Origin of the sequence: Rhodococcus sp. YL-1 (genome assembly GCF_001942025.1) — a bacterium.
Lineage (GTDB): Bacteria > Actinomycetota > Actinomycetes > Mycobacteriales > Mycobacteriaceae > Rhodococcus_F > Rhodococcus_F qingshengii.
This window is the reverse complement of sequence record NZ_CP017299.1, coordinates 4,173,675-4,189,515: the sequence shown is the minus strand read 5'-3', so window position 1 is coordinate 4,189,515 and position 15,841 is coordinate 4,173,675. Positions and strand designations below refer to the sequence as shown.

The 15,841-nt window shown below is 61.4% G+C and carries 15 protein-coding genes and 1 riboswitch; of the genes, 4 read left to right on the top strand and 11 right to left on the bottom strand.

Features of this window, described 5'->3' with window-relative positions; genetic code table 11:
* The first annotated feature begins 58 nt into the window (after positions 1 to 58).
* Complete coding sequence (locus tag BH682_RS19420) at positions 59 to 1,426, top strand: acetamidase/formamidase family protein (RefSeq protein WP_075833806.1); 1,368 nt, start codon at positions 59 to 61, stop codon at positions 1,424 to 1,426.
* Between the two features lie 21 nt (positions 1,427 to 1,447).
* Here BH682_RS19420 and BH682_RS19415 read toward each other — a convergent pair whose 3' ends face one another.
* The 7 genes from BH682_RS19415 to BH682_RS19385 form a co-directional block, all read right to left on the bottom strand.
* Positions 1,448 to 2,794, bottom strand: coding sequence for a T3SS (YopN, CesT) and YbjN peptide-binding chaperone 1 (locus BH682_RS19415; protein WP_003941353.1), 1,347 nt, complete (start codon positions 2,792 to 2,794; stop codon positions 1,448 to 1,450).
* A gap of 212 nt (positions 2,795 to 3,006) precedes the next feature.
* Complete coding sequence (locus tag BH682_RS19410) at positions 3,007 to 3,489, bottom strand: hypothetical protein (protein WP_020970103.1); 483 nt, start codon at positions 3,487 to 3,489, stop codon at positions 3,007 to 3,009.
* Positions 3,490 to 3,654: 165 nt separating this feature from the next.
* On the bottom strand, positions 3,655 to 4,212 hold the full coding sequence (locus BH682_RS19405) for a LysM peptidoglycan-binding domain-containing protein (RefSeq protein WP_020908363.1): 558 nt from the start codon (positions 4,210 to 4,212) through the stop codon (positions 3,655 to 3,657).
* A 288-nt stretch (positions 4,213 to 4,500) separates the two neighbouring features.
* Complete coding sequence (locus BH682_RS19400; protein WP_075835368.1) at positions 4,501 to 5,295, bottom strand: ABC transporter ATP-binding protein; 795 nt, start codon at positions 5,293 to 5,295, stop codon at positions 4,501 to 4,503.
* A gap of 8 nt (positions 5,296 to 5,303) precedes the next feature.
* Positions 5,304 to 6,107, bottom strand: coding sequence for an ABC transporter permease (locus BH682_RS19395; protein ID WP_003941393.1), 804 nt, complete (start codon positions 6,105 to 6,107; stop codon positions 5,304 to 5,306).
* Positions 6,085 to 7,113, bottom strand: a complete 1,029-nt coding sequence (locus tag BH682_RS19390; RefSeq protein WP_075833804.1) for an ABC transporter substrate-binding protein — start codon at positions 7,111 to 7,113, stop codon at positions 6,085 to 6,087. Before BH682_RS19390 ends, BH682_RS19395 begins: the two co-directional genes overlap by 23 nt.
* Positions 7,113 to 7,856: a TenA family protein gene (locus tag BH682_RS19385; protein WP_007726090.1), complete on the bottom strand. Its 744-nt coding sequence runs from the start codon at positions 7,854 to 7,856 to the stop codon at positions 7,113 to 7,115. Before BH682_RS19385 ends, BH682_RS19390 begins: the two co-directional genes overlap by 1 nt.
* Positions 7,844 to 7,939, bottom strand: a riboswitch (TPP riboswitch). It overlaps the preceding gene by 13 nt.
* Before the next feature lie 104 nt (positions 7,940 to 8,043).
* On the opposite strand from BH682_RS19385, the gene BH682_RS19380 reads away from it, so the two are divergent.
* Positions 8,044 to 9,612, top strand: a complete 1,569-nt coding sequence (locus BH682_RS19380; protein WP_007726092.1) for a carboxylesterase/lipase family protein — start codon at positions 8,044 to 8,046, stop codon at positions 9,610 to 9,612.
* Here BH682_RS19380 and BH682_RS19375 read toward each other — a convergent pair.
* The gene (locus BH682_RS19375; protein WP_075835366.1) at positions 9,605 to 10,831 is read right to left on the bottom strand and encodes an MFS transporter; all 1,227 of its coding nucleotides are present in this window, start codon (positions 10,829 to 10,831) and stop codon (positions 9,605 to 9,607) included. The two genes, BH682_RS19380 and BH682_RS19375, sit on opposite strands and share 8 nt — an antisense overlap.
* 161 nt (positions 10,832 to 10,992) lie before the next feature.
* On the bottom strand, positions 10,993 to 11,262 hold the full coding sequence (locus BH682_RS19370; RefSeq protein WP_042923125.1) for a GNAT family N-acetyltransferase: 270 nt from the start codon (positions 11,260 to 11,262) through the stop codon (positions 10,993 to 10,995).
* A gap of 574 nt (positions 11,263 to 11,836) precedes the next feature.
* On the opposite strand from BH682_RS19370, the gene BH682_RS19365 reads away from it, so the two are divergent.
* Positions 11,837 to 12,163 (top strand): hypothetical protein, encoded by a 327-nt coding sequence (locus BH682_RS19365; RefSeq protein ID WP_003941297.1) that lies wholly within the window; start codon positions 11,837 to 11,839, stop codon positions 12,161 to 12,163.
* A 57-nt stretch (positions 12,164 to 12,220) separates the two neighbouring features.
* Here BH682_RS19365 and BH682_RS19360 read toward each other — a convergent pair whose 3' ends face one another.
* Positions 12,221 to 12,844 (bottom strand): Type 1 glutamine amidotransferase-like domain-containing protein, encoded by a 624-nt coding sequence (locus BH682_RS19360; RefSeq protein ID WP_075833801.1) that lies wholly within the window; start codon positions 12,842 to 12,844, stop codon positions 12,221 to 12,223.
* A gap of 34 nt (positions 12,845 to 12,878) precedes the next feature.
* On the bottom strand, positions 12,879 to 13,697 hold the full coding sequence (locus BH682_RS19355; RefSeq protein WP_075833799.1) for a maleylpyruvate isomerase family mycothiol-dependent enzyme: 819 nt from the start codon (positions 13,695 to 13,697) through the stop codon (positions 12,879 to 12,881).
* A gap of 191 nt (positions 13,698 to 13,888) precedes the next feature.
* Here BH682_RS19355 and BH682_RS19350 point away from each other — a divergent pair, with 191 nt between their 5' ends.
* Positions 13,889 to 15,427, top strand: a complete 1,539-nt coding sequence (locus BH682_RS19350) for an AMP-binding protein (RefSeq protein ID WP_003941397.1) — start codon at positions 13,889 to 13,891, stop codon at positions 15,425 to 15,427.
* Positions 15,428 to 15,841 lie beyond the last annotated feature (414 nt).

The window sequence follows — 15,841 nt, the reverse complement described above, 5'->3', positions numbered from 1 at the left end:
AAATCGGGTCTAGCTTTCTTCGCAGTCGCACATCGTCACGCACTCCGGAGGAATCTCGATGGAATACACTCTTGCCCGCAACGCAGCCGAAGACCTGACGAAAGGTCTTGGCCGACGCGGATTCATGAGGGCAGTCGCTGCCCTCGGTGCGGGCGTAGGAGTTGCCGGTGTGGCTTCGGGATGCGCGCACTCGAACGCGTCACCGGCTGGATCGTCCTCCTCTGCACTACCGTTCGCCGATGGCATTCCGATTCTGCAACCGGGCAGCGGAAACGTCAGTGGCGATCACTATCTGAGTTCGGATCCGTCGGACGTCATGTGGGGTTATGTGCCCAGCATCCACACCCGCGAGGTGATGCGGATGAAGTCGGGCCAGACCGTCACGATCGACGCCCTCTCGCACGAGGGAATTCTCGAGGATCAAGGGCGCAATCCTCTCGAATACTTCGGTAGCAAAGGCGTTTCCGAGAAGGACGTGCTCGAGGATGCGATTGCCGTTGCGGCCGAATACAACCGAACCGAACGAAACTTCGACAAGGACGGACCGCACGTCGTCACCGGCCCGGTCTTCGTCGAAGGCGCCCAGCCTGGAGACGTACTCAAGATCGAGACTCTCGAAGCCATTCCCCGCGTGCCGTACGGCGTTGTGTCGAGCAGACACGGCAAGGGCGCTCTCGCCGTCACAGCAGACGGAACCGCTCCAGCGGGAATCACTCTGGACGAAGTCATGCCGCCGGTCGCCACAGACGGGCGCGCAACAAAGGACCCGTTGAAGTACGGCGGTGTTTCCACTTTCACGGCGATCGAAGACGGCAAGGGCGTGATGCCTTTCGGACAGTCGAAGGTGCGGTTTCCCCTGCGGCCCTTCATGGGAATGATGGGAGTTGCCTATTCCTCGGATGCCGACCCGACATCCCCGTCGTCGAACTCCATTCCTCCGACCCTGGGCGGCGGAAACATCGACATCAGGCATCTCGGTGTCGGATCAACCTTCTATTTGCCGGTATTCGCTGAAGGCGCCCTCTTCTACGTCGGTGACCCCCACATGGCCATGGGCGACGGCGAGGCAGCGCTGACGGCGATGGAAGGTTCGCTGCGCGGCACGTTCCGACTAAGCGTGTGCAAGAAGAACTCCGGTGAGGCTCCATCGGTGGCTTTCGGATACCCGTTCGCCGAGACCGAGGAGGCCTGGATTCCGATCGGCCTGTCCGACCCCAACGGTTCGGTCGATGGGCAGAACAGTGACCTCAACGGTGCCATGCGACGTGCGGTGGTCAACGCACTCGACTTCCTCGAGCATGATCGCGGTATGGATCGAGCGACGGCCTACGCGTATCTTTCTGCCGCAGCCGATTTCACGGTCTCACAGGTAGTCGATCGAACCGTGGGCGTCCACGGACAGATCTTCAAATCCCACTTCGAATAGCGGGAAAGCCGATCCGTGTTGTCAGGACGGATCGTCGAAGAGGCTCTGTTGCAAGGGATCGGCAAACAAGCCCATCTGCTCAGGTTGCGGCTTTGCCGGCGTCTCGGTTCGAGAATTGGGCAGGACCACCAGTCGCAAAGCCCCTCGCAGACGGTCGACCATGAGTTCCCACCCGCCGACCTGATCCTCGTATCCCGCAGCCTCTTCGGCGTCTCCGCGACTGTGGGCGTCCACAGCCTGACTACGCAGCTGAATCTGCCATTCGTTGCTGATGTGGAGGAGCTGAAGAATCAGATCGCGATCACGACCACAGACATCGGCTACCGCGTCGAGATCCTCGGCCACGTCCAGATCGAGGTGCAGCAGGGTCTCGAGTTCGGGAGGCAGGTCCTCGGCCGTCAGATCGGGCTGCAGCGAGGAGGAGTCACCGCTCTTGTTCGCGAAGAAGAGGTCTCCGCCGACGCGTGCGGCGAACTCGTCGTCCACGGTACGCAGGAACGACGTCAGGGCGGCGCACGTATCGGTGAGTTGCTTGGGAACGAATGGCGAACCCGCCACCTCGAGGAACACCGACAGACGGTCGTCGATCAAGACGAACTTGATGCGCGACCACTTGCGGTTGAGATCGGCGATGACCTCGGCTGCACGAGTGCGGTTGCTGATGTCCTGAACGAGTGGGGAGAACAACTGCACGTCCATGGACTCGGAAAGCGGACCGACGAACATGACAGTCGAACCGACACGAATGGGTATGTCGCCGTCGCTGTCTCGCTCGGGAAGAGTGCCGAGCATGGGAAGCAAAGCGAGAGTGACCAACTCCTTGAGGTGGTCGATGTCGTTGGGCATGTAGGCCGCGGTGGGGTCGAGTGTCGGAAGTTCTGTCGACTCGACGACCGACGGATCGAAATCCGGAGTCTGCTCGTTGCCGGTGAGATCGCTGGATAGAAAAGCCGGGTGGTGCACACCGAACACATCACGGAATGCAGCGACAGTCATCGCTGCGAGCTGATCGGCCCAGTTCTGCGCCTTGTCGACGCAGAAGGCGGGGGAGTTGTTCGGATCCTCCAGATTCTCGGAAGGCGGATTCCAGCCGAGTGCGATCAACTTTTGTTCGTCGGCATCTTCGAGTCGATAGCGCGGATGAAGGAAGTCGTTGGAAGGAACCTCGCAGCGGACTGTGTTCTCGTCCCACACGAGGAACTGAACGCATGGCGCTGCGCCGTCAGCTGGATCGAAGTCGCCGGTGGACGATTCCACGGCAAGAACGTCGCCGTCGACCATGATGGAAATGTGATCGCCGAGGCGACGTTGAAATTCTGCCCACGCCCGGTCGACACTGACATCGAGATCGAAGCCCATTGCGCTCATCAGCCACCTCCTTCCGCAAAAGCTCAGACCTATACGGTATCGCGAGGCTCCGACAATGCTGCTGTCCTTTTCCGGTCGACCGGATTGCAGCGGACCACGAACCGTGAGGACGAGGAAGGTAGTCGCAGGTAGATCGGTTATTCGAGAGCGGCGACTGAAGTGTGCCTGTAACCGCCGTCACGCCAGGCGGTGTGCGGGCGAAAGAGCGAGGGTTATCCGGCGAGAACGGGCGAGACCTCGACGACGGGCGGCGTGGATCCGGTCGTGACAACGGGGGTGGTGCTGGTCTTGGTGGTTGTGGCCGTCGCGGTCGGTGACGAGGTCGCGGTAGCCGACGCAGTTGTCGTGGACGAGACCGGTGTTGTCGTACTGGTGGCCGTCGTAGTCGAGGTGGCGGAGCTCGTGCTTGTCGCGGTCACCACCAGCGGCTGATTACGAGGAGCAGTCGTCTCGTCGGCGATTCGCCAGGTCGGCGTCGGCGGGATGACAACCGTGGGAACTGCAACCGAGCTGTAGAACGCGGCCGGTTCGATCCCGGCGACGGACTCCACGGAAACCGAAGAGACCAGAGCGGGAGGCTTCACCACAGGGCCGCCGGAACCGAATGCGCCGGCTGCTCCGCCGAAAACGAGGCCTGATGTCAGAGAGAGAGCGGCCACTGCGACAGCGCCGATCATGACTGTTCTGTCTTTCATGCACACCTGTCCTTCGGGAGCAGTACGGAAGTACTGTAGGCGAAAAGATGCCGCAATGGAGTATCAGGGCCTGCTGGGCGGGACGCGAATCTGTGTGGCGTAGAACACAAAAGGCCCCGGGCGTCGACGCGGACGTCGGCACCCAGGGCCAGGTCAAGCAGTGAATCAGGCGGGGATCGTCAGTACCTGACCGGCGTTGATGAGATCCGGGTTCGGGATGCCGTTTGCATCCGCGATGCGCTGGTACTGGTTGCCGTCACCGTAGAAACGCTCCGCGATTGCCCACAGGGTGTCGCCGCTTTCGACGGTGTAGCTCTGCGCTGCCGGAGCGGCGGGTGCAGGCTCGGGCTCCGGTGCCGGAGCGGGCTCCGGGGCAGCCTCGGCGGCCGGAGCCTCGATTGCAGTGTCCGAAGACCACAGAGCATTTCCACCGGCGGACAGAACGACGTTGCGATCGTCCTGAACCGAGAGGGAGGCACCGTCGTTGCCTGCGGTCTGCGATGCCCACACGGCGTCGGAGTCCTTGTAGATGACGAAGTTTCCGTCAGCCTGCACCTCGGCGCGGTTGGCGCCGGATCCGTTGGTGCCTGCGGCCCAAACAGCCTGTCCGCCCTCGGACAGAACCAGGTTGCCGTCGTCCTGCAAGGTGAGGGTGTATGCGCCGTTGTCGGACTTGAGTTCCTGGCCGACTCCGAGGCTCTGACCTGACTGCAGTGTGCTCACGCTGTCCCTTTCCAAATCTGTTGCGATGACTGTGCCTCCACGATTCCGCTTTACCGTCCAGTTACCTTCTGGCCGTTGGTCTCGTAGGCGACCGAGTGTACGTTACCGAAGAGTACAGAGAATTGTGCAGCGTTGACGGATTGCGTGTCGAGCGTTCGGATCTTGCTGATATTAAGGCGTTTTGGGCGAACGCGCCGCGACATCCTACGCGAAGTTGCACCGTTGCGATGCACTTTCTCTTGAACGGCAGGTGAAATCGGCGCGCTCTCAGCGCATTGTCAGTAACCGCTAGGGCTGTAGCGACTTGCGAGTCTCGTCGTGGAGTACGGCAAGCAGCTCACGCTCGACGTCGGCGAACTCGGGCGAGGTGATCATGTCCAGTTCGCGTGGCCTCGGCAAGGGAACGTCGACGACGCACCTGACCGTTGCCGGCCTCGCCGACAGAACGACCACGCGATCGGACAGATAGATCGCTTCACGAATATCGTGGGTGATCATCAGCACGGTCCACCGGTACTGCTGCCACACGTCTTGCAGCCAGGCCTGCATCTCGGTGCGGGTCAACGAGTCCAGTGCGCCGAACGGCTCGTCGAGCAGCAGGACAGGTTTGCCCTGAACAACGGTGCGCAGCATCGCCGCTCGCTGGCGCATGCCGCCGGACAGCTGTGACGGCCGGGCGTCCTCGAATCCGGACAGTCCGAACGCCGGGAACAACTCGCGAGCGCGCTCGCGTGCTTCCTTCTTGCCGACTCCCTGCACTTCCAAACCGAGGGCCGTGTTGTCCAGTACCGAGCGCCAAGGGAACAGAAGATCCTTCTGCGGCATGTACGCGGTGTGCACCTCGGCGGCTGCTTCGGATTCCGTTGCGCGCGTGCCCACACGGACCGAACCCGCGGTCGGGGATTCGAGCCCGGCCAGGACGTTGAAGATCGTGCTCTTGCCGCAGCCGCTCGGCCCGATCACCGACACGAATTCGCCCGCGTCGGCGCCAAAGGACACCGAATCGAGCACGAGACGCGGTTCTCCGGCCGTGTCGAACCTCTTGGTCAGGTCCTGGATTTCGACCATTGCATCCTCGACCATCGGGTCAGTCATGTCCGCGACCTTTCGTTCATCGCCCATGGTGCAACGATGCGCTCGATGGCGAACGTCAGCAAGTACAGCGTGACACTGATCAACGCGGTCACCAGTACGGCCGCCAACACCAGGTCGGTGCGGAAGGAGTTCTTCTGGGTGCTCATGTAGATACCCAAACCGGAAGTAGCGCCGACGTATTCGGAGAACACCGCACCCACGACCGCATACGTGATGCCGATGCGCAGGGCAGTGAAGAATCGCGGAATTGCCGAAGGAAGGCGAACGTATCGGAACTCCTGCCAGCGAGTGCTGCCCATACTGCGCAGGAGAGCGCCCGCTTCCCGATCGGCCGCGGCAAATCCCTCGATGAGTCCGATGGTCATGGGGAAGAACGTCGCAAGGGCGATCACCAACACCTTCGGCAACAGCCCGAAGCCGAACCAGATGATCATCAGCGGCGCGATGGCGATGATCGGCAGCGTCTGCGAGACGACGAAAAGTGGTACCAGCGCGCGTGACAACCACGGCGAAAAGTCCACGACCACAGCAAGAATCCAGGCCAACACCAATGAAACAGTGAAGCCGACCAACGTGACCTGCAATGTCGACCAGGCGTGGCCGGAGATGATCTCGCGGTTGTCCCACCCCTGGGACAGAACGCGCCCCGGAGACGGAAGTACTTGCGGCCGAATCCCACTGATCTCGACGTAGATCTGCCACGCCGCCACGAGGAGCACCACCACGGCGAGCGCGGGAAGCGCCCGCCGCATGGTCGAGACCAACCGTCCGCTCACGTCAGGACGCGTCGAGATACTCATTGGTGAAGTACTCCGACCAGTCCGGCTTCTGGGTCAACGGCTTCCCGTCGGGTCCGGCGAGCAATCCGTTCTCGAAGAGGAATCCCGAGTAGCCCGACCAGGTTTCGAGATTCTGGGCGCCCACAACACCGTTGGCGTCTTTCATGTAGTCGGCGGCGAGCATCCGCTGACTCTCACGCACGAGGTCTTCGTCGGTGAATGCTCCGGGGTTCGCGTCGATGAGATCCTGCGCGGCCTGGTCCGGGTTGTCGGCAGCAGTCTGATATCCGCGTTGAACGGCTTTGACGAACTTGCGTGCCTCGTCGGGATGGTCCTTCAACCACTGCTGGTTGCCGTTGATCACGATCGAATATGCATCGGGGAAGCCGTAATCGGTGTACTGGAAGTACCGCATCGGAGTTCCGTTTCGCTCCGCTTCGAGGCCTTCCCAAGCAAAGTAGGAGACGGTGAAGTCTGCCTGGCCCGAGTACACGGCTTCGTACGCGGAAGTTCCGAGCGTGACCGTCGTGAAGTTCCCGGTCCCGCCGTCGTTGCGGATGATCTGCTGCAGCGTTTCGACTTCGCCGGGATCGCCGAACCCGGCGTACGTCTTCCCGTCGAGATCACGTGGGCGCGTGATGTCCGCACGATCCGCCTTCACGCCGATGCCGGTGGCGCGGTGCTGAAGTGGCGCGATGACGGACTTCGTGGCGGAGCCGGCTGCACGGGCGAACGTGGCCTGACTCTGTGTGCTGATGCCGAACTCGGCATTGCCGGCATCGACCAGGGTGTCGGGCGAGGTGTTGTTGTACGGCAGGATCGAGACGTCCAGGCCGGCGTCCTCGAAGTAGCCCTCTTGGAGTGCTACGTACAAACCGGTGTGGTTCGTGTTCGGTGTCCAGTCGAGTGCGAACCGAATGGTCCCGTCGGAAGAGCCGGTGTCAGAGGCGCATCCGGTCAGAACTGTGAACGCGGCTGCGATCGCGGCAGACGTGGCAAGCGTGCGGCGCAGCGCCGCAAACGACATCACGACGCCGGCCAAGGCTGCTGGTGGAGTGCGGAATCCCAGAACATCAGCTCATAGCGGCTGGCGATGCGGAATGCTTCACTCATCGCCTCACGCTCTGTCTCGGTGGCAGCTTCGGCCGCAGCATCGACCAGTACGCGGGCCTGCGCCACCGACTCGTGGAATTCGGGTGCGTCGTAGGTCGTGACCCACTGTGCGTACGGATGCGACGGATCGGCGTCGAGTACCTCGCGCGCTGAAGCGGCAAGATCGCGGCCGACCTCGGCGTAGATCCAGAAGCAGGGGAGTACTGCCGCTGCGGAGACCGGGTAAGGCGCAGTTGCTGCAGTCGCCGTCAGATACGAGACGTATCCCAGGCAGGCCTGCGAATGCTCGAGCCTTCCCGATCCCGCTGGAAGAATTCCACCGGTGAGAAGTCCGTCGTGAAGCGCAGATTCCACTGTCGCTGCCGTGGACGCGGAATTCGACCAGAAGCCCGCGGACTGCGGATCCGGGGCATGGGCCGCGACCAGGGACAACGCTTTCGAATACCCCTCGAGATAAAGCTTGTCTTGCTCGATGTACGTGCGGAACGCGTCGAGAGGCAATGTTCCGTCGCCGAGGCGGCGGAGGAACTCCAGTGAGTCGATCGACTCGCGGAGGGCCTTCGTCTCGGCCCAGAGTCGATCTGTGAACCGATCCGTCGACGGCGCTGTGGCCACCGAGTTTTCGGCAGAATTGTATGCAGGCTGCGTAGTAGCCATGACATCCCTTCGTCAGCATTACCTGATCAGGTTCCCGGGTGTGTTCTCAGCCCCGCCCATGCGGAGCACCCCGTGTCAGAACTAGGCGACCTTAACACCGAGGGGTTGCGTACTCGGCGCACACCCGTCCGAGATTGGTAGGTTTGGTCTTGATTGCCACACGCGCGGGTCGGGAGGGGATTCAGACATGGAGACCGACGTTCGACCAAATCTCGGCGAGGACGGAACTCTGGTGATCCGGGCGCGAGGCGGAGAAGCCCGCGGGTATCCGGATGGCGGTGTATTCGCGTGGAAGGGCATGCCCTACGCAGCGGCGCCGGTGGGTGAGCGGAGGTTCCGAGCGCCACAACCCGCACAGCCGTGGGACGGGGTGCGCGACTGTCGTGAGTTCGGGCCGATCGCGCCGCAAGGCCAGAGTCCGGCGGTTCCGATCGATCGGGCCTTCAAAATCGACGAGGACTGCCTGTCGATCAACGTCTGGGCCCCGCGACCCGACGGCACGCCGCGACCGGTGATGGTGTGGATTCACGGCGGCGCCTACTGCCTCGGATCCGCCGCCCAAACGATCTACGACGGCCGTCATCTGGCTGAAACCGGTGACGTCGTTCTCGTCTCCTTCAACTATCGCGTCGGCGCACTCGGATTCCTGGACCTGTCTGCATTCTCCACCGCGGATACTGTTTTCGAATCGAACTGTGGTCTGCGAGACCAGATTGCGGCACTCGAATGGGTTCGAGACAACATCGACGCCTTCGGTGGTGACCCGAGTGCGGTGACCGTGTTCGGTGAGTCCTCCGGCGCAGGATCCATCACGACGCTCATGACCTGTCCGAGCGCCGAAGGTCTGTTCCATCGTGCGATTGCCCAGAGTCCGCCCGCGACCTCCGTCTACGGGGCCGAGCGCGCCAAGACCGTTGCAGAGCGGTTTCTCGAACTGCTCTCGATCGACCCCGAAGACGCAGGCGATCTGCTGACCACGGATCTGGAACTGCTCGTCAAGGCAAGCGATGATTTGGTCAACGAAATTCCGACCCGGATTCCGGGAACTTTGGCGATGGCACCCGTTGTCGATCGCGATCTGGTGCCGCACTACCCGGTTGCGGCTTTCCAGAAGGGTTACGCGCACCGAATCCCACTGATCATCGGTTCCAACAAGGACGAGGCGTCGATCTTCAAGTTCATGAAGTCTCCGCTGATGCCGGTGAGTGCGCAGTCCGTCGAGGCAATGCTCCAATTACTGGCCGACGATCACCCCGACATCTCCGCGACCAAACTTGCCGAGATCATGTCGGCTTACCCTGACCATGCGAAACCGAGTGGCGCGCTGGCACTGTCACGGGACGCTGCGTTTCGCATGCCGACCCTCTGGATCGCAGACGCGCACTGCAGGCATTCCCCTACATGGGTCTACCGCTTCGATCACGCGACGCCGATGCTCAAGGCGGCGCGGATCGGCGCGGGCCACGCGACCGAATTACCTTATGTATTCGGCAATTTCGGAACCCTGAACGTCGACCCCACGTTCTGGCTCGGCGGTCGGAAGGCCGCGATGGAGGTGGCCGGCCGTATCCAACGGCGATGGTTGGCCTTCGCCAGGCATGCCGTGCCGGCGGCCCTCGACGGCTCGAAGCACTGGGCGCCGTACGAGGAAGAGAAGCGGTCGACGCTGTTGATCGACTCCGCCGACACCCTCGTCAGCGACCCCGATCACGGATTGCGCGTCGCCTGGGGCAACGACGTGATGGGGTTCAACTGACGTCGGTCGAGTGCCGCGGACGATCCAGTTCGCGAAGCACCGGCAGAGAGGCACAGACTGCGGCGATCAGGATGATCGGAATCGACAGGGCCACAAAGGTCGACGCGATTCCGAGTTGATCGAGCAGCGGGCCGACCGCGAGGTAGCCGAGCGGGCCTGCGGCGTAGGCCGTCGACGTCATGACACCGACGACGCGTCCACGCATGTGCTCCGGGCTGTGCGTCTGCATGGCGTAGTTGGCGATCGGGCCGACTGGTCCGTAGACGAGGCCCTGCAGTCCGGCAAGTACGAGGATCACCCACAGTGGAGGTAGGAGCGCCATGGCCAGCATCGCTATGCCGAGAACGGCGACGGCAAAAATCATGATCAGCCGCCGGGACATGATCGGCGCCAGTGGGGCGTAGGCGAGAGAGCCGATGATGCCGCCGATCGCCAAGGCCATCAACACCGATCCGAGTTGGGCCGGTTGATCCAACTCTGTGAAGTACACCGGGAACACGACACTCTCCACAGGCATGTAGAGCGCGACGACTGCCATGTCGATCAGCGCCAGGGTGCGCAGCAGTTTGTTGTTCCAGACGAACCGAAGACCGTCGAGTGTGCCGTGCCAGATCGATTTCGGACGGTGTTCGTGTTCGGGCACTCCGGCGCCGGGAAGCCGGATGAAGGCGACCATGACTATCGAGAACACAAAACCTGCCGCCGTGACCCAGAGCGTGTTCACCGCTCCGATCGTTGCGATGAGGACACCGCCGATGCCAGGGCCGATCAGATACGCGACGTTGAAGTTGGCCTCGTACACACTGTTGGTTCGATCGAGCTTCCACTTGGCGGTCCGAGTCGCTGCAGGCAGCATGGACTCCCTCGCCGCCATTCCGGCGGGGTCGAACACGGCGCCGAGTGCGGCCAACGCCGCGATCACCGGGATCGTCAAGCCCGCGGTGGCCGCGATGATCGGAATCGCTGCAACGGACATCGCAGAGAGAGCGTCGGAAATCATCGACGTTCGACGGCGTCCGAACTTGTCGACGAATGTCCCCGAAAACAGGCTCGACACGAGTAGCGGAATGGCTGCTGCGCCGGCAACTATCGCCGCGTCGGTAGCCTTACCGGTTCGTTCGAGAACCAGCCAGGGGAGCACGACGATGGCGATACCGTTGCCGATCGCCGAGAACAGCGTCGCGAGATTGACCAGTACGAGAGGGAGATAGCTGGGGATAACTACGTCCGTGGACGCAGGTGGACGCCGATCTGCTGAGGCGACCACGTTCTTTCCTTCCCCGAGATGGTGCCGCCCAGGATTTCGACGACGGCACCATCGACGCTAGCAGCGGGGTCTGCAGGTTCGCGACTGGTTTTTCGCCGGCCGTTCTCGTTCGGTTATGCCTGGTAGGCGGGGTTCTCCGCAACAAACTTCTCGACGTACGAGCACGTCGGAAGGATCTTCAATCCCTCGTTCCGGGTCTGATCGAGCGCTTCACGCACCACGATGGCGGCAAGCCCGCGCCCACGAAACTGCGGATAGGTCACCGTGTGGTGGAAATCACGGACGCCGGAATGGTCCGAGTACTCGGCGAAACCGGCGAGTTCGCCGTCGACTCGGATCTCGAAACGCGTTTCCGCGGGATTGTGCGCCACTGTCTCGGTCATCTTCGGGCTCCGTTTCGAAAGGGCGGCCGGTTGCGCCGCGCCGCGTCTACGTTCTCTGGAGCACGCTACCTGGCAGGCCGTCCGCAATATCGGTTGCCGACGTGGGATCCGTTACTTAGCGCAACTACAACTGGACGACCGTTCAAGGGACCTTCGTCGCCATGGAGAACGAACAAAACTGGTCTGTACGTGCCGATTTGCCCGTACTTTTGTGCCCACAACGGGTGATACATATGCATCACGATCGTAACTATCCCAATATGTGGGACCGGTCACAAAGTTTTTTGTCGTCTGTTCGGATGGATTAAGTGGAGGGCCTGAAACGGGCAAATTGCAGGTCAGCGGCGCGCTGGTTGCGTGTCGATGATGGGTGCGAGTGGCCGGAAACCCCAGGGGTATTGCGTTGGTCATCAGATCGTTTCTCGGACGTGATCCCAAAGACCCGCTCGGGGGGTTAGCGTTTGAATCGTCGGGGATAGAAGAAGCGTTACAACTTCGCCAAAAAAACTTTGGCGTCGCTGCTCAACGGTTCGATTTCGAGTCTTCGTCGGACAACTTCGAGGAAGGAACGCACATGATTTTCGGGCAGCGTGAGTCGAACAGTTACTTTGCCGCAATTTTTTCGTACGACTTCCTTGACGAAGGTCTGGGATACGAGACCATCGCACGGATTCACCGAGGCGAGATCTGCGAATGGATTCGTGATCTCGAGGCTTCCGGGTTGTTCTCGGCTGCGGAAGTCCATGCCGCTGAACTGGCATGGCGCGAAAATCCACGCCTGCTCCTCGACGCCCTTCTCGAGGACGCTGACGAGGTCTCTGTCAAGCGCTGGGAGATCGCGTGGACGAGGCTCGAGCGTCAGTCGCCGGCAGCCGGAACCGCGGTGGCAGAGCACGGCTGATCCGGTCGGGCCGAGTCGACTGCTCAGTCTGCGTCAAGATCAACCGTCTGCGTTACATCAACGGTCGACGAGTATCGCCTCGTGATCTGTAAGCACGGTGAATTGCGCGCCCGCCGTGGTCAGGGCCGCAACCGTCCGCGCAGTCACCTGTGGATCTTCGAGTAGCGAATCGCCGCCGTGCGGCACTATCGCGAAGTCGATCAGCGCGAGCCCGGACCAGATCGGGTCGATACCGCACGTTGGCATGACTTCAGCGGGGTCGTCCGACGCGTCCAGCCCGATCAGAGTCGGAGTCGCCAGGCACGCTCCGGCGCTGTATCCCGCATAGGCCACGACGCCTGAACGAACCAGCATCTCGATGACCCTGTCAGCGCCACTTCGAGCTAGCTGAGCTCGCAGGACGAACGTGTTTCCGCCGCGAACCCACAGGCAGTCGAATTCGCGGAGCCGGAGTTCCAGTGCTTCCGATGCACCCAGGAAGTCTCGGACATCCACTTCCTCTGCGGTGAAGCCCGCTGCCCGTAGCGGAGTCAATTCGCTGGTGACTGCTGAACTGCGGGCATTCGCGGGCCACGAATCTGCAGCCGCGGCGATGACCGCGATGCGAGCGCCGCGGCCTACGAGATCGACAAAAGCCTCGCGGTGGTCGCCGAATCGGTAGGACGAGAGAAACAGTTTCACTTCTCAGTACCTTCGCGACCTACCCACCCAGCCCTCAAATCGTGAACGCCAGATTGTCGACGACGCGTGTGCCCACCGTGGTGTCACCGCGAAGCGAGATGTCGGTTCGGTGATCCGACGCGTGGACGCGGCCACCGGCAATTCGGGTGAAGAGCGGTGAGCTCATCGAGATGGTCGTGGTCGCCGGACCGTCCAACTCCGGGACGAGTGTTGCTCGCGCGTCGACCGAGACGTGAAGTGAACGGGCAAGTGGCCCTTCGAGTTCGAAAGTGATCCGTGCTCCCTCTGGCGCCTTTCCTCGTTTTCCGACGACGAATCCGAGCGCGCTGGTGATTTCGCCGAATGCAGTCTCCGCGCGCAATCCGCCTTCCTCACCCGGAATGCCAACTGCATCTCTGATGTCGAGTTCGTGCATCCAACAGTCGAAGGTCCGAATACGCATGAACCGGCCATAGGGCGCAAGACCGACCGGTGTTTGTGTCTCGGCGTCCCAGTCCGCGCTGGTCATCGAGCGCAGCGCTTCGGTTCGTTCGGCGGTGATCTCGCGATATCGGGTCAGCAGGTCCGAGTGCAGTGTCCGCCGCAGGCCTTCGACCCAGCGCTCGTTGAACGCCGCAATCTCGTTGTGGACGTGGGGCAATGCGTGCACGTCCAGATTGATCGACGGCGGATTGATGCCCGAGAGCAGTGATTCCGTACCGATCAGATGGGACACGATGTCGTGAACCGTCCACCCCGGAAGGTTCGACGGTGCCAACCACTGATCGCCGTCGAGTTCGGCCAGCAGTGCGTCGATGACTCTCCATTCCTCGGTCAATGCGTCGACTACTGAGTCCTGGGGCCAACCACTCATGTGGACATCTCCTGTTTCGGACGGTGCGGTTCTCCTCACTGTATGTCCCGGCGGATAAGTGAGCGGACATTCCCATGCTTCGAGTCGGTGTCACCAAACCTCCGAGGGTGGCAGAGTTCCTGTGGTAGACCAGGATTGTCGACGCCGAAGCAGGCTCACGCGGCGTTGTCGTCACCGACAGAGGAGTCTTCGTGTTTCCAGGAAATTTTGTCCAGTCCACGCCGGACAAGCCCGCCGTCATTCGCCCTGCGACGGGTGAGTCCATCACCTATCGGGAACTCGACGAACGGTCGACGCAGTTGGCGCGATACTTCCGAAGTGTCGGTGCCAAGCCTGGGGACCACGTCGCTCTCATCTCGAACAACGATCTCCGGGCGTTCGAGGTGTACTGGGCAGCGTTGAGATCCGGCCTCTACATCACCGCGGTGAACTGGCATCTCACGGCTTCGGAGGCTGCCTACATCGTCGACGACTGCGAGGCGACAATTCTGGTGGCGTCGGGGCAGGCGTCCGCAGCAGTTCCGTTGGACGAGAAGCTGATTCCACGCGTGCGACACCGATTGGTGTACGGCGGCGCCCTCGAGGGCTTCGACGACTACGAAGAAGCGGTCGATGCGCAGTCCACTGCTCCACTCGACTCGCAGCCGCGTGGGGCTGACATGCTGTATTCGTCGGGAACCACCGGCAGGCCGAAGGGGATCAAAGGAGATCTCCCGGAGGGTGAGGTGAACACCACCATGGATCCGTACACCGCGGTGTTCGCACCGATGTACGGGTTCGATTCCGACACAGTCTATTTGTGCCCGGCTCCGGTCTATCACGCGGCGCCCCTGCGTTTTTGCGGCGTGATCAATTCGGTCGGCGGAACCGTGATCTTGATGGATGCATTCGAAGCCGAAACCGCGCTGGAGTTGATCGGTAAATACGCTGTGACGCACAGTCAGTGGGTACCGACGATGTTCGTTCGAATGTTGAAACTTCCGAAGGAGACCCGTGATCGTTACGACGTCTCGACGGTGAAGGTCGCCATTCACGCTGCTGCTCCCTGCCCGCCCGAAGTGAAGACAGCAATGATCGACTGGTGGGGGCCGGTGATCTACGAGTACTACGCCTCGACCGAGGGTTCGGGCGCTACCTTCATCAACAGTGAGCAGGCCTTGTCGCATCCGGGTTCCGTCGGGCGTGACGGAGTGATGGGGATCGTGCACATCTGTGACGACGCCGGGCGCGATCTTCCGGTCGGCGAGATCGGTACCGTGTTCTGGGAGCGGGAGACTTTGCCGTTCCGGTACCACAATGATCCCGAGAAAACGGCTGCCGCGCAGCATCCGGATCATCCGACGTGGACGACGAGTGGAGATATCGGCTATATCGACTCCGAGCGTTTCCTTTATCTGACCGACCGCGCCGCGTTCACGATTATCTCCGGTGGTGTGAATATCTACCCACAGGAGTCCGAGAACATCCTTACTTTGCACCCGAAGGTGTTCGACGTGGCGGTCATCGGTGTTCCCGACGAGGAAATGGGTGAGCAGGTCAAGGCGGTTGTCCAACTAGCGGAGGGAATCGAGCCTGGTGCCCATGTCGCCGAGGAATTGCTGGAATACGTTCGCAGTCAGGTCGCACATTTCAAAGCTCCGAGAAGCATTGACTTTGCCGACGAATTGCCTAGGACCGCTACAGGAAAGCTCGTCAAGCACAAGTTGCGGTCTCAATATGTGAGCAATTGATGCTCTAGTGAAATACTAGGACATCAGAGTAATTCTGCGAGATAGTCGGCAAGGACCTGCGCGTGACTGCATGGCAGGTCCTTGCTTGCTGTCAGTAGAACAACGGGTCGAGCATCCGAGGCCGGTGCGAGGCGTACTGCAGGTTTTCACGTTTGAGGCCGCGTGGCCGGAGTCGGTCTACGCGGAGTCGGACGGCGTTACATTCGGAAGCTGGTTCGTAAACTCGCTCGAGGGTGATTATTCGGCGCGTCATTCTGATGCCTTTACGTCTTTCGGCCGTTTCAAATAGTGGAATAGTCCGCCATTCCGGTGTGATCGGCCTCACAGTAGGCTTCTTCAGGTATGTCCAAACATACTGTTCGGACTCGATTCAGATGGAGAAAGTGCGTCGTCGGTTTCCCTACGCCGCGTTAA